General features: G+C 47.1%; 14 protein-coding genes. 11 read left to right on the top strand and 3 right to left on the bottom strand.

Annotation, left to right across the window (positions count from 1 at the left end; all coding sequences use genetic code 11):
• Nucleotides 1-14 precede the first annotated feature (14 nt).
• Genes DYE48_RS12525 through DYE48_RS12505 form a run of 5 tightly spaced genes read left to right on the top strand, consistent with a single transcriptional unit; the run spans nucleotide 15 to nucleotide 6,615 of the window.
• Nucleotides 15-1,187, top strand: a complete 1,173-nt coding sequence (locus DYE48_RS12525) for a galactokinase (protein WP_115823936.1) — start codon at nucleotides 15-17, stop codon at nucleotides 1,185-1,187.
• The gene (gene galE / locus DYE48_RS12520; protein ID WP_115823935.1) at nucleotides 1,184-2,173 is read left to right on the top strand and encodes a UDP-glucose 4-epimerase GalE; all 990 of its coding nucleotides are present in this window, start codon (nucleotides 1,184-1,186) and stop codon (nucleotides 2,171-2,173) included. Before DYE48_RS12525 ends, galE begins: the two co-directional genes overlap by 4 nt.
• Before the next feature lie 15 nt (nucleotides 2,174-2,188).
• Complete coding sequence (galT, locus tag DYE48_RS12515; RefSeq protein WP_115823934.1) at nucleotides 2,189-3,697, top strand: UDP-glucose--hexose-1-phosphate uridylyltransferase; 1,509 nt, start codon at nucleotides 2,189-2,191, stop codon at nucleotides 3,695-3,697.
• Between the two features lie 14 nt (nucleotides 3,698-3,711).
• Nucleotides 3,712-4,662, top strand: coding sequence for an aldose epimerase family protein (locus DYE48_RS12510; protein WP_115823933.1), 951 nt, complete (start codon nucleotides 3,712-3,714; stop codon nucleotides 4,660-4,662).
• Entirely contained in the window at nucleotides 4,663-6,615 is a 1,953-nt protein-coding gene (locus DYE48_RS12505; RefSeq protein WP_115823932.1) for a beta-galactosidase, read from the top strand. It begins immediately after the preceding gene.
• A gap of 193 nt (nucleotides 6,616-6,808) precedes the next feature.
• On the opposite strand, the gene DYE48_RS12500 is transcribed toward DYE48_RS12505, so the two are convergent.
• Entirely contained in the window at nucleotides 6,809-8,179 is a 1,371-nt protein-coding gene (locus tag DYE48_RS12500; protein WP_115823931.1) for an LVIVD repeat-containing protein, read from the bottom strand.
• Between the two features lie 247 nt (nucleotides 8,180-8,426).
• Nucleotides 8,427-9,848: a hypothetical protein gene (locus tag DYE48_RS12495; RefSeq protein WP_115823930.1), complete on the bottom strand. Its 1,422-nt coding sequence runs from the start codon at nucleotides 9,846-9,848 to the stop codon at nucleotides 8,427-8,429.
• Between the two features lie 151 nt (nucleotides 9,849-9,999).
• On the opposite strand from DYE48_RS12495, the gene DYE48_RS12490 reads away from it, so the two are divergent.
• Nucleotides 10,000-10,809, top strand: a complete 810-nt coding sequence (locus tag DYE48_RS12490) for a DUF3100 domain-containing protein (RefSeq protein WP_115823929.1) — start codon at nucleotides 10,000-10,002, stop codon at nucleotides 10,807-10,809.
• Nucleotides 10,810-10,812: 3 nt separating this feature from the next.
• Nucleotides 10,813-11,265 carry a hypothetical protein gene (locus DYE48_RS12485; protein WP_115823928.1) on the top strand — a complete coding sequence of 151 codons (453 nt, stop codon included), beginning with the start codon at nucleotides 10,813-10,815 and terminating at the stop codon, nucleotides 11,263-11,265.
• A 136-nt stretch (nucleotides 11,266-11,401) separates the two neighbouring features.
• On the opposite strand, the gene DYE48_RS12480 is transcribed toward DYE48_RS12485, so the two are convergent.
• Nucleotides 11,402-12,124 carry a DsbA family oxidoreductase gene (locus tag DYE48_RS12480; RefSeq protein ID WP_115823927.1) on the bottom strand — a complete coding sequence of 241 codons (723 nt, stop codon included), beginning with the start codon at nucleotides 12,122-12,124 and terminating at the stop codon, nucleotides 11,402-11,404.
• A gap of 116 nt (nucleotides 12,125-12,240) precedes the next feature.
• Here DYE48_RS12480 and DYE48_RS12475 point away from each other — a divergent pair, with 116 nt between their 5' ends.
• The 4 genes from DYE48_RS12475 to DYE48_RS12460 all read left to right on the top strand — a co-directional run bounded on the left by DYE48_RS12475 (nucleotide 12,241) and on the right by DYE48_RS12460 (nucleotide 14,309).
• Nucleotides 12,241-12,612: a cytochrome-c oxidase gene (locus DYE48_RS12475; RefSeq protein WP_115823926.1), complete on the top strand. Its 372-nt coding sequence runs from the start codon at nucleotides 12,241-12,243 to the stop codon at nucleotides 12,610-12,612.
• A gap of 47 nt (nucleotides 12,613-12,659) precedes the next feature.
• Nucleotides 12,660-13,481, top strand: coding sequence for a peptidoglycan-binding protein (locus tag DYE48_RS12470; RefSeq protein ID WP_115823925.1), 822 nt, complete (start codon nucleotides 12,660-12,662; stop codon nucleotides 13,479-13,481).
• A 324-nt stretch (nucleotides 13,482-13,805) separates the two neighbouring features.
• A complete protein-coding gene (locus DYE48_RS12465; RefSeq protein WP_089651995.1) occupies nucleotides 13,806-13,991 on the top strand; it encodes a hypothetical protein in 186 nt (61 codons plus the stop codon).
• A gap of 21 nt (nucleotides 13,992-14,012) precedes the next feature.
• Complete coding sequence (locus DYE48_RS12460) at nucleotides 14,013-14,309, top strand: DUF4212 domain-containing protein (protein ID WP_115823924.1); 297 nt, start codon at nucleotides 14,013-14,015, stop codon at nucleotides 14,307-14,309.

Genomic DNA, 14,309 nt, shown 5'->3' with positions numbered 1-14,309 from the left:
AGGAGGGAATAGAAATGGAAGATTTACTTTCCGTTTTTTATGAGAAATTCAACGGAGAAAAGGAAGCGCAGACGTTTTTTGCACCGGGTCGTGTGAATTTGATCGGAGAGCATACGGACTACAACGGGGGACACGTTTTCCCGTGTGCGCTGAGTGTAGGAACGTATGTCGCTGCGAGAAAAAGAGACGATCAGAAACTTCGGTTTTATTCGATGAATTTTCCAGACAAAGGAATTGTCGAATCTCATCTAGAAGGACTTGTATATGAGGAAGTTCATGACTGGGCCAACTACCCGAAAGGCGTCATCGATGTTTTTCGAAAAGCTGGCTACGACATCGATACAGGACTTGATCTTGCTTTTTATGGAAACATTCCGAATGGTGCTGGGCTCTCGTCTTCCGCATCCATTGAACTTGTCACAGGGGTTGTGCTGGAAGAACTGTTTGGTTTATCGATCGACCGCGTCAAAATGGTCCAGCTTGCTCAACAAGCAGAAAACGAATTTGTCGGAGTCAACTGCGGCATCATGGATCAGTTCGCCATCGGATTGGGAAAAAGGGATCACGCCATGCTTTTGAACTGTGACACGCTGGACTATCAGTACACGCCTGCCCAACTCAACAATCATGCGTTGATCATTGCGAATACGAATAAGCGCCGCGGCCTTGCTGATTCCAAGTACAACGAGCGGAGAGAGGAATGCGAACAGGCGCTGAAGCAGTTGAAACAAGTCGCTTCTATAAATAGTTTAGGAGATTTGAGTGTCGAAGATTTCGAAACTCACAAATCAACGATAGAAGATGCAACTGTTCGGAAGCGCGCGAAACATGCTGTCTATGAAAACGAGCGCACGATTGAAGCGGTCCATCAATTGAATGCAGGTGACATTGAAGGGTTCGGGAAGTTGATGAACGCCTCCCACGAATCACTGCGCGATGATTATGAAGTGACAGGAAAAGAGCTGGATGCCCTCGTTGAAGCGGCTTGGAACGAAGGGGCTGTCGGGTCCCGCATGACAGGGGCTGGATTCGGTGGATGCACAATCAGTATCGTCAAACGAACGCATGTGGATGGTTTCATCGAAGCGGTCGGACGACGGTATAAAGAACAAACAGGCTTAGAAGCTGATTTTTATGTCGTAGAAATCGGAGATGGAGCGAAACGTTTGGAGGAGGAGAAAATATGACCGTACTTGTATGTGGCGGAGCGGGTTATATCGGAAGTCATGCCGTAGCACAGCTTCTGGATCAGGGCGAAAACGTCATCGTCGTGGATAACCTCCAGACAGGTCATCATCCCGCAGTGCTGGATGGAGCGAAATTCTATGATGGAGACTTGCGTAATGAGACGTTCCTGAACACCGTATTCAATGAGAATGATATCGATTCTGTGCTCCATTTTGCTGCCGATTCTCTTGTTGGAGAAAGTGTAGAAAAGCCGCTTCAATATTATGATAACAACGTCGGGGGAGCCACATCGCTTTTGAAAGCCATGGCAGCCCATGACGTCAAACGAATTGTCTTTTCTTCAACGGCCGCTGTCTACGGAGAGCCGGAACAGATCCCTATTCAGGAAAACGATCCAACACAGCCAACGAACCCTTACGGAGAGACGAAGCTTGCGATTGAAAAAATGTTGAAGTGGGCCGAACAGGCTTACAGCATTCAGTACACCGTCCTACGTTATTTCAATGTAGCGGGAGCGGATGTGAAAGGACGGATCGGAGAAGATCACCGACCGGAGACGCATCTCATACCGATTGTATTACAAGTAGCTCTCGGTAAAAGGGAGAAAATCATGATCTTCGGTGATGATTATCCGACCGCTGACGGCACGTGTATCCGCGATTACATTCACGTGGAAGATTTGGCGGCTGCCCATCTGCAGGCGATCGAACGTCTGGAAAAAGGAGGCACAAGTGCCACTTACAACCTCGGTAACGGGCAAGGTTTCAGTGTGAAAGAAATCATCGAAGCGGTTCGCAAAGTGACAGGACACCCGGTCCCTGCGGAAGTAGCTCCGAAACGCGCGGGAGATCCGGCCCAGCTTGTTGCCTCATCTGAAAAAGCGAGGAAAGAGCTCGGGTGGGAACCTCAATATCCAGAAGTCGAAACAATGATAGAATCCGCATGGAAGTGGTTTCAAGAACATCCACATGGGTACGAAGATTAAAAGGGTGGTGAGGATATGACGATTTATCAAGACATTGAACATCTCATTCACTATGGGCTGCACAAAAAAATAATCTCGGTATGGGATGTCGATTACGTCCGGAACCGTTTATTTCATTTGTTCAAACTTGAAGGCGCTTCCGTGGAAGTTTCTCATGAAGACGAAGACTACACTACTCCTGTCGCCATCCTTGAACGAATGCTTTCTTATGCGGTTGAAAAAAGAATCATCGAGGAAGATACCGTCACGGACCGGGATCTCTTTGACGCGAAAATCATGGATATCCTCGTCCCGCGCCCATCGGAGGTGAACCGGGACTTCTACTACAAATTTGAAAAAGAAGGACCGGAAGCAGCGACGGATTATTTTTATCAACTATCCAAGAACTCCCATTACATCCGTACCGACCGCATCGCTAAAAACAAGCACTGGTACAGCCCAACGGAATATGGAGATTTAGAGATTACGATCAATCTATCAAAGCCTGAAAAAGATCCAAAAGCAATCGCAGCTGCGAAAGCGAAAAAGCAAGCGTCTTATCCGGATTGTCTGCTATGTAAAGAGAATGTCGGGTACGCCGGCAGGCTCGACCACCCGGCGAGAGACAATCATAGGATTATCCCGGTCGATCTCGAAGGCGAGCACTGGTTCCTGCAGTATTCCCCGTATGTGTACTACAACGAGCATGCGATCGTTTTATCACGGGAACACCGTCCGATGAAAATCTCCAAGGAAGGCTTTGATCGTCTCCTTGATTTCACGGATCAGCTGCCTCACTATTTTGTCGGCTCGAACGCAGATCTACCTATTGTCGGAGGATCGATTTTAAGTCATGATCATTTTCAGGGCGGTCACCATGAATTTCCGATGGCGAAAGCACCCGTGGAAGAAACGTTCGATTTTCCAAGATTCAAAGATGTCGAGGCTGGCATTGTTCGCTGGCCGATGTCTGTCATTCGACTGAGAGGGGAAGATCGTCACCGGGTATCGGAACTCGGAGACGTGATCTTACAGTCATGGCGGAATTATTCGGATGGAAAGGTAGAAGTTTTCGCAGAAACAGAGGGCGAACCTCATAACACGGTGACCCCGATCGCCCGCTACAGAGAGGGGCAGTATGAGCTCGACCTAGTCCTCAGAAACAACCGGACGAACGAAACTCATCCGATGGGGATCTTCCACCCTCATGAAGAAGTGCATCATATTAAAAAAGAAAATATCGGTCTGATCGAAGTCATGGGTCTCGCCGTGCTTCCAGGACGATTGGTCGATGAAATGGAGCAGTTGAGCCGTTTCATCAAAGAAGATAATTTAGACGCTGCGGCGAATGATGGAGCTGTCGCGAAACACGTGCCGTGGGCGAAAGAGATCAATTGGAACACAACATCAGAACAAGCGGTTTGGGAACAAATGCAGAAAGAAATCGGCAAACGATTTTCTACAGTTTTGGAACATGCAGGGGTGTTCAAACGTACAGAAGAAGGGAAGGAAGCATTCCAGCGTTTCATGAAACAATTAGGTTAAGGAGGCGGTGACCAATGGTCGATGTTTGTACGTACCAGAAGACAAAATTCAAGAGTCTGGATGCCGTTGTACTGGAAAATGAGAGTGTAAGAGCGGTAATCCTGCCGGGATACGGAGGGAAGATGGTCAGCTTTTTTGATAAAGAAGCCGATTATGAATGGCTGTATCAGACGGATCGTCCGAATCTCGAAATCCCGCCGTACGGAGCGGATTTCTCCAACTATGATTCCAGCGGTTTTGACGAAATGTTTCCTGGAATCGACAAGGGCCCTCATCCGATAGACTGGAAGGAGATTCCCGATCATGGTGAAGTATGGACGCTTCCATGGGAATATAAAGCGACCTATGATGGAGTTTCGCTTGAGGTCCACAGTCCAGAATTTCCTTATGCATTGAAAAAGAAAATCTGCCTGCATGGCGATGGAGTCACGATCAAGTATGAAGCGATCAACAAAAGTGATGAGCCTTTTCCATTCATTTGGACCCCGCATGCGTTGCTCAATCTTGATGAACACACAGCCATCGAAGTACCGGAAGACTTGAAGCAAGTCATGAACGTGGAAAAAGGATCCCAGCACCTCGGCGACTGGGGAACGACACACGACTATCCGGAAACGAAGTCAGAGAAAACAGGAAACACGATCAACCTCAGCGAGCTTGAGCCGATGGAAGAAGGGACGGCAGAGAAATTTTATTTCACAGAGCCACTTTCTAAAGGATGGTGCTCGCTCGTCCAGCCCAACTTGAACAGAAAACTGACGTATCGTTTTCCAGAAAATAAAGTGCCGTATCTCGGCGTTTGGAAAACGCGCGGCGGCTACCGTGGAGAGCATAATATCGCCTTGGAACCTTGCACAGGCGTATACGACGATGTGTATCTTGCTGAAAAAATCGGCAAAGTATCTTACATCCCGGCCCACGGTTCTTACATGTGGACATTGAACATCGAGACAGGAGGCTTATAAATGACGTATTTAGGTGTCGATTACTATCCGGAACATTGGCCGGAACAAATGATAGATGAAGATTTACAAGGCATCAAAGACATGGGCGCAAACATCATCCGGATCGGAGAATTTGCGTGGCATCTTATGGAAAAAGAGGAAGGAGCCTTTGACTTTTCCTACTTTGACCGTGTGATTGATAAAGCGAAACAGCACGGCCTGGATGTCATGTTCGGGACACCGACAGCGACATTTCCAGCCTGGCTCGCTCAAAAACACCCTTCCATTTTGTCTGAAAATGAAAACGGTAACACGAGGGTGTTCGGCGGTCGCCGTCAATACTGTTTCAACTCAGACAAATACCGTCAGTATGCGGCAGGGATTACGGAAAAACTCGTCCAGCACTATAAAAATGAAGAAGCCATCGTCTCCTGGCAGATCGACAATGAGTTCGGTCATGAAGGAAGTGACATGTGCTACTGCGACCAGTGTCATGGCGATTTCCATCAATATTTGGAAAACAAATACGAAAGCGTGGATCAGCTGAATGACGAATGGGGAACAATTTTCTGGGGCCAGACGTACAACGATTTTTCTGAAATCCCGATTCCGAAGCCGACGGTAACGACCCACAACCCGACATTGAAACTGGAGTGGGCGCGCTTCCGTTCCGCCTCTGTCAACGGCTTCACCCATCAAATGACGGCGATTGTGAACGAACATAAAGGAAGCCATCAGACGGTGACGACGAACGTATCCGGCGGGTTTTTCGATAAATGGTTCGACCACGAGGAAAATGTGAAGCCGATGGACTTCGTATCCTATGATAACTACCCGGTGTGGGGCGGTCTCGAAAAACCGATCCCTCCAGAAGCGATCGCCATGACACATGATTTCAACCGAGGCTTGCTGGATCAAAACTATTGGATCGTCGAAGAACTGATGGGAGCCCAAGGCCACGATGTCATCGGCTACCTGCCACGACCGAATCAGGCGAAAATGTGGTCGTATCAAGCATTTGCCCACGGCTGCTCCAACATGCTCTATTTCCGCTGGCGTGGCATGACGAAAGGCGCGGAGCAGTTTTGTTACGGTGTCGTCGACCATGACAACGTATATGGACGCAAATATAAAGAGGTACAGTCTCTTTTCAGTGAAATCAAAGAGTATGACGAGTTGTTGAACGCGGAAATCAAGTCTGACGTTGCGGTTCTCTATGACTATGACAACATCTGGTCCTGGCGTTCACAAATCCAGAGCAAAGACTTCGACTTCAACGAAGAATTGCTTCGTTTGTACCGCCCGTTTTACCGTAAAAATACGAACATCGACGTCATCCCGGCCAGCCGTGATCTCAGTACATACAAAGTCGTACTGGTCCCAGTCATGCAGCTAATGGACGATGCACTCGCCAGTCGCCTCCGTACCTTCGCTGAAGAAGGCGGAACCGTCATCTTTTCCTATCGTGCCGGATTGAAAGGCAAGGACAACAACATCCGGCTTGGTGAAGTCCTGCCAGGTCCAGTCCGCGATCTGATCGGTGCTCGCGTGGAGGAAATCGAATCTTTAACAGCCGCGCACCAGCTTGAACTGCAAGGGGAAGGAGCGTTTGCTGAAGTTCCCGCTCACATTTCAGTGTGGCGCGACCTCCTCGTTCCTGAACAAGCAGAAACGCTTTACTCGTATCAGGATCAATTTTACAAAGAGTACGCAGCCGTCACGAAGAACACGTTTGGAAAAGGAAACGTCTACTACGTCGGTGGGGGCTTGAGTGAAGAGGCCTTAGAGAAGATTGCTGCTGATGTCACGAGTGACTGCGGCATTGAAACGATCGAATCGGAGCGCGATGTGGAAGTGTACCGCCGTCATATCGGTGGAGATTCCTACCTATTTTTAATGAATCACAGCGATAAGGAAAAGTCGTATGGTAATGAAAAGCTGGGTCCATTTGAAAGTAGAATTGTGAAGGGATAGAGAAAGTGCAGGAGAGAGCTCCTGCACTTTTTTTAGTTTTAAGGATATGTAGAGAAGTTTGAGTGATATCAGGTGGAGTTTGATTGATATGTTCAAGGTTTTGATTGATAAGTTTAAGACTTTGAGTGATAATCCCGAATTTTTGATCGATATCAAAAGGAAAACCTCCCGAACGAACGGGAGGTTTCAAATTTTATTTGCTGCTGTTATTCTTCTGCAAAACTTTCAAACCTTGGTTCATGTCAGAGCCAAGCACGTAGTTCCGATCAACGAACGTCCCCCAGAAATAACCGCCTGCTGGATTATAAACACCAACCTGCTCCGGGTTGCCAGGATCTGTGATATCCACCGCGCGGATTCCTCCCGCATAGTGGGACAGATACAAAGTGTTACCATGAACTTTAGGATCATGGACGGTGTTAGCGAATGTTACGCCATCTTCCACGTCATCGACAAGCTCTGTCTTAAACGTGCTCAAAAGCTTAGGATTCTGCTTATCTTTAATATCAAAAATTCTAGTGTAGCCGTAGGATTCTTCATAGCCTTCTTTCGTAGGGTTGTACACTTCGCGTGTCTCAATCAGCACATTCCCACCTTTCGCAAGCGCAGCGGAGTGTGCAGAACCCTGGACGTCCGGGGCATAGTCTGTCCGACCTTCAAACTTCACGTTGTAAGGATCAGAGATATCGAGAATGATCGTACCGAGATCCCAGAAGGAAAGAAGGGCGGTATCTCCATTGTTATCCGTCATCGTACTGTGGTTGAAGACGGGGCGTGTTTTTCCATCAGGAGAATTCCAGTTGTATCCATCAAAGTCTTCATCGACTTCAGGAAGAATACGCGGATCAAATTCATAAATCGTTTGCGGAGCAGAAGGATCACTGACATCAACTAAAGCAAAATCCTTTTCTTCTCCGTGTGTTAAGAGATCCGCATACGGATTTGCCGCTAACACGAAAGGTTTTCCTTCTTTCACTGTCAGATAAAGTTCATGGGTACCCGGCACACGCTTGTCCATTTCCCAGAAACCAAGTTTTTCAGGGGACTCAGGATTGGATACATCATACAAAAGAAAGCCGCCCTTGGATTCAGGGTTGCTGCGGTTAAGCTGTTGGACACTTACAACAGCAAGATCTCCTTTGAATTCTTTCGTGTTCACTTTTTTAACGATGACCTTCTCCTGCCATGTGCCCGGAATGTCATCGGCAAACTTGGCGATCTCAACAGGATTGGATGGGTCTTTCAAATCAAAGATACGAACGCCACCTTCGCCGCCGTTCTTTGTATGTGTACCAACATAAGCATAGCCGTCATAAGCATATACGTCAGCGGTATTATTTTGTACTCCGTCATATTTTTTCAACTGCGCAGAACCGACTTCGTTCCAGTTCCCCACGTTTTTCGTCCCTTCCAAAACAGGAATCTCATTAAGCGCTTGAGATCCCTCCTGCCCTTTCTCTACAAAGGCATCATCAAACATATCATGGGCAAACGTCGTCGGTGTAGCAGAAAAGACAAGTAACCCAGCCATAGCCGAACTGAGAACGATGTGTTTTTTATTCATCAAATTTCCCCCTCTAATAGAAATACTTACCAAAATATAACATGTAAGGAAATCGGTTTCATTAATATTCAGAAAAATGAATCATATGAACAGGTAGTCTATAGGATATCTATCCTGATTCCCAAAACTTTCGTGTGTCTAAAGAAATACAAACCAAGAGCATAATTAAGGAGAAAGATTGATTGACAAAATTTGGTGTACCAGGTCATCCAGAATATGGATGACCTGGTACACCATAAAAAGGAAACTAAAACAGCAGCAAAGCTACGATGGTGGAGGCGATCAAACCGAGCATGACGGGGATGAAGTTCTTTCGGACGAGTTCCATGACGGGGACGCCGCAGAATCCGGCGATCGCGATCAAGGACGACCAGGCGATGATGGTCCCGCCTCCTGTCCAGATCGATCCCATCTGTCCGATAGCAGCGAGGGTCGAAGCGTCGATCGTGCCGTTTGCGAGTGATGCCGATAAAGCACCGGTGAGCGGAAGTCCTGAGAAACCGGAGCCATCCAATCCGGTAATGATTCCGATGATCAAAATACTAAATGCGGTCAAAAAGGCACTCTGTGGCAAATAATCCTGGCTTGACTGTACAAGGTCGAACAAGAAGGAAGGGGTGGATTCAGCAGGAAGGACAAGAATATCTTTGGCAAAATCCCCACTGCCGAGGAAAAAGAAACCGGCAATCGGAATGACTGGTCCCATCGCTTTAAAAGCAAAAACAAACCCTTCAGTAATATGCTCACTCACATCATCGAGCGCTTTCTGCTTTCCGAACGCGACACTGGAAAGCAACAATAAAACAACGGCGACGCCGCCGATGAAGGCCGCTCCGTTACCGCCTTCAAATCCACCCATCCGTCCTGAACCAAGCTTGGTCGAAACCATATAAATCATTACGGCAAGCATGGAAAGCGGGACGAGAACGGCAAAAACCTTACTCCAGACATGAACGCGTGAGCTTGTCGTCTCTTCTGTTTCTTTGAGTCCTTGCATTTGAACAATTTCCTGTTGGTTCTGAGGGTCATCTTTGGTACGGAAACTTTTCCTATTGAAAAGGTAGGCGAGGCCGATGGCTACAAAACCTGTAACCAATGACAAAAGCAGTGCCTGGTCCATAACGCTGCCCGTATCGATCCCTGCTGATTTTGCGGATAGTTCAGGTGCGACTTGGATGATGTAGTCCGAAGATAACGCCATTCCCTGTCCGGCAAGGGCCACAGCCATCGCCGCCACCATCGCAGGCAGTCCTGTACGGATAGCGGCAGGTACCAGCAGCGCGCAGATGAGCGGAACGGCAGGAGTCGGCCAGAAGAAAAGCGAGACGACATAAGTGACCCCAACGAGAATGAAAAACGATACATGACTGTTGATCATCACTTTTTGAATCGGCTGGATCATCCTTGTATCGGCCCCGAGATCTTTCAATGAACGCAGCAGGGCGACCATAAAGGTGATGATCAAAAAGATATTGAACAATTCTTTTGCCGCCACAAGGTTGGCATTGAAAACACCAACAAACCCGCTGATCAAACTTCCATTAAACATCCATGCGACCAAAAAAGTACCGAGTAAAGTGGGGAGCACGACCCCTTTACGGAAAATCATCGTCAATATGATGAGAAGTGTGAATAACCCGTAAATCCAATGAGACATTGTCAATTCCATAAAAATGCCTCCTCTTTTTACATAGGCTATTCAATCAGTTCCGGAGGGGTGAAGCGGGAGGCCTCTCTTTTTGTCAAATATTGACTTTGAAATAAATTTTCTGAACATTATAATGATTAGTATTATTTATTTTTTTTAGGGGGGATCATCGATGAAACAACAACTGACGAACATTTGGAAAGATTGGAGGCTGCATGCCATAGTACTTGCCATCGTTTTACTAACGGAAACGATCGGTACACACTCCTTCAATGTCGGACCTGGTGTCGTACTTTTATTACCGATGCTTTATGCCATCATTATTGGTCTTGCTTTATTTTTCACACCAGTGATCAGAGAGAAACAGTCGAAAAATGCGGAACCGCTCATCGTGCTTGGTGTCACGGTCCTCATTGCGAAAATCGGTGTCATCATCGGTCCGTCGCTTCCGCAGATCATTGAAGCGGGTCCTGCTTTACTCTTACAGGAATTCGGAAACCTCGGGACGATTTTAATTGCCTTACCTGTAGCCGTCTGGCTGGGGCTGAAACGCGAAAGCATCGGGATGGCCCACTCGGTCGCGCGTGAGCCGAATGTAGGATTGATTATGGACAAGTATGGATTCAATTCACCTGAAGGGCGCGGAGTCATGGCGATTTACATATTCGGAACCGTGTTCGGAGCTGTATTTATGGGGCTGATCTCCGGTTTTCTTGCTACGTGGACACCGCTCCATCCGTTATCTTTCGCAATGGCTTCTGGAATCGGAAGCGGAAGCATGATGGCAGCCGCCAGTGGCTCTCTCGTTGCGGCCTTTCCGGGAATGGAAAATGATATTCTCGCCTTTGCAGGGGCCAGTAACCTTTTATCCTTATCGACAGGGTTGTATATGAGCATCTTTATCGGCCTGCCGCTTACGGAACGTTTGTATCAACTCATGACAAAGAAGAAAAACAACACAAGTGTAAGGAAAGGGGCGTAAACGATGCTGAAAAATATACAAGAATGGGTTTTGCTGCTGGGGATTTTCGGAGTGGTTGCGCTTGCTGGAAACTGGATTGGCTATGAAATCCTTCCAACAAGCGCTGTACCTGGAATGCTTATTCTCATTGGTATTTGCCTCGTTGGATTAATCTTAGGGGACGTCCTTCCAGGTTCGCTGCCAAGTATCGCTTACGTGGCGCTTGTCGGCGTGCTCCTTTCTATGCCGTGGATGCCGGGATCTGAATATATCGTTTCCGCAACAAGTGAGGTGGAACTTCTTGCACTCACGACACCGATCCTCGCTTATGCAGGAATCGCGATCGGCCGCTCCTGGACTGACTTTGTCAAACTCGGATGGCGCAGCATTGTGGTCGCGGTTTGTGTCATGCTTGGCACATTTTTAGGTTCTGCTCTCATCGCTGAAGCCATCTTAACGTTCCAGGGAATCATCTAACGCCCTAAAGGGCAGGGATAACGACTTAACGCTAACGAGTAACGTCCTAACGAATAAGAATAACGCCCTAACTCAGGCAAGTAACGACTTAACCTCATACATCAAAAAAGCCGCGGGGCACCCCGCGGCTTTCTTCTTATTTATTTTCTTCCCCAGACACTTCACAGCCATCTTCCGTACAAGCCGCTCCGTTCTCACTGGATAAATCCTCAAAAGCAGGCGTCTGTTCTTCCTCTGCAAAAGCTTTCTCAAGACCCTGAACGAACACTTCCGTCGGCTGAGCTCCAGAGACCGCATACTTCCGGTTGATGACGAAAAACGGTACACCTTGCACACCGATTTGCTGTGCTTCTGCTTCTTCACGACGAACCGCTTCCGAATAATCCGCCCCTTCAAGGACAGAAGCCACGACATCACGGTCGAGTCCTACTTCTACCGCGAGCGTTGTAATCGTTTCATGATCGCCGATATCTTTGCCATCCGTTAAAACTCCCTTGAAAAAGCGTTCAGCAAAAGCTTTGCCCACCCCTTTTTCATTGGCGAGCTGGGAGACTCGATGGGCATCAAATGTGTTCGTCGGCACGACGGAATCAAAGCGGAAATCAAGGCCGACCATCTTTGCCTGCTCGGTCATGTTCTGCGTCATCTCACGAGCTTCTTCCATCGAACGACCGTATTTAGCAGCAAGTTTCTCATGCATGTTTCTTCCCGTGTTGCGCTCGGCATTCGGATCAAGTTCAAAGCTTTTATAGACGATATCTACCTGTTTGCCTGGAAAATGTTCCAATGCCTCTTCTAACCTGCGTTTCCCGATATAACAAAAAGGACAGACGAAATCTGACCAAATTTCTATTTTCATTGACGTTCACCTCTTCATTAGATTCCCTTCCATTTTACGATGACCACCGACGGAATTCCATGATTCTGTTTGAGACCAATTCAGCGTATATATGGGAAAAAAGGAGGTTGGACTTTATGGGGATTACGTTGATTAAAATTTCAGTCGTCTATTTTGCCATTGGAGTCGCAATTGGTTATTACATGTCGAGTGCGCATGACTATGCGCTCACACCGGTTCATGTCCACATCAATTTACTCGGATGGACCGCCCTCACGCTTGCAGGTATTTTATATCATACTTTTCCTATCCTTGCGAAATCGTTATCGGGAAAAATTCATTTCTGGCTTCATAACATCGGTCTTCCGTTAATGATGCTCGGCTTATTTTTCGTCGTCGTTTTTGAAAATGAAGCCTTGCTGCCGCTTGTGGCAACCGGAGCAACGGTGACATCCCTCGGTATTTTTTCCTTCGTCTTCAATGTGTTGAAAAACTTGAAAGCTTCCTGACACCAAATCCCTCTCCGTTTCGATTATAGAAGCAGGGAGGGATTTTAATGATTACTGTGGACACATTGAAACAACGCAGCCTGAACAAAATGGGAAACGTTCAACCGATTGTGAAAGAAAACGCTTGGAAAATGATCGAACAAGCTTATAAGGATGGGATTTTTGTTCAAATCTCCTCCGGTCATCGCACGTATGAAGAACAGGCTCACCTGTATGGACAAGGACGTCCGGACTATTATTGGAACGGGAAAAGGTATGGACATAGCGGCAACATCGTTACTTATTCCAAACCCGGAAAAAGCAATCATCACAGCGGTCGGGCGGTCGACTTTTTCCTTGTCAGTTCAGATGGAAAAAAAGCGTTCTGGACGGTGAATCAGGATTGGCGCCACGTAGCTGATATCGCTAAGTCTCTCGGTTTTCAGTGGGGTGGGGACTGGTCGAGCTTCAAAGATTATGCCCATCTCGAATGGCCGGAAAAATCCCAGAATGTCCGTGATCTTCAAACAAAGCTTCAGAAATTAGGCTACCAACCCGGACCGATTGATGGCATTTATGGACCGCGAACAAAACAAGCGATCATCGCTTTTCAACATCAGGAAGGGTTGGAAGTAGACGGGAGCGCAGGCCCGTTGACGACAAACAGACTCCACGCACGCACCTATCCCGGCTATCCCGTTCACTTCGGCTCCAAAGGGTCCGTGGTCCAACGAATCCAACGAGTAGTTGGCACAAAGGATGACGGCCACTTCGGCCCATTAACAGAAGCTGCCGTCTGTGCCTTCCAACAACAGCACAGTCTTAAAGTGGACGGCGTCGTCGGACCAAACACATGGCGGAAGATGTTTGGTAACCAGCATCCCTCGTAGGATGCTGGTCTTTTTAATAGAATCGCTCAGATAAGTGTGGAAATCGATCAAACTCAAGCGAAAATCGCTCAAAGTAGCGTAGAAATCGATCAACCTCGAGAAAAAATCATTCAAAGTAGCTTAGAAATCAATCAAACTCGCGGAGACATCACATAAATGGTGGATAACCACGCAAATCCTCGAAACTTGTCTAGTCATATCGTACCTGTTGACAAATAATGAGAAATTTAGAATAATACAAGTTGTAATATTCAGTTAAATCTAAATATTCTCAAAAATTTTTACACACTTATGTTAACGCTTACATAAAGGAGGGTAGAGTCGTTGCTGATTCCGATTATTCTTTCTGTCATAACCGTACTTTCTGTTGTTTTCGCACTGAAAAAGAAGCGGCCTTTCTTACTGGCGGTTCCGTTCATTGCGCTCTTTGGTGTCGCTCTTGCCAAGATTATTATGGTTCCGATGCCGTTCTGGGAAACAGTACAATTCATTTTTAACTTAAGGGGATAATCCGAAGGGAGGTGAACCGTTGTGAAAAAGATGGATCCACAGAAGGCGAAAGCGTATTTCCGTTTACGTACGACTTTGATTGTTATCTATCTCGCCATTGGGGCAATCGTATCTTTCGGTGTTGTTCTTTTCGCCGAAAGTCTTCAGTCCTTTACAGTGATGGGCATTCCCCTTCCTTATTACATGGGAGCCCAAGGAGCCATTGTTACCTTTATTGCACTCCTTTTCTTCAATGCCATCATCAGTGATGTCGTCGATAAAAAATTCGGTTTAATTCCAAAAGAAGATTCCGGTCAAAATCAAGCAGTTAACCAATAA

This window comes from Halobacillus trueperi, from assembly GCF_003386945.1.
Lineage (GTDB): Bacteria > Bacillota > Bacilli > Bacillales > Halobacillaceae > Halobacillus > Halobacillus aidingensis.
The sequence above is the reverse complement of the archived record's forward strand: the minus strand, read 5'-3'. Positions and strand labels throughout refer to the sequence as shown.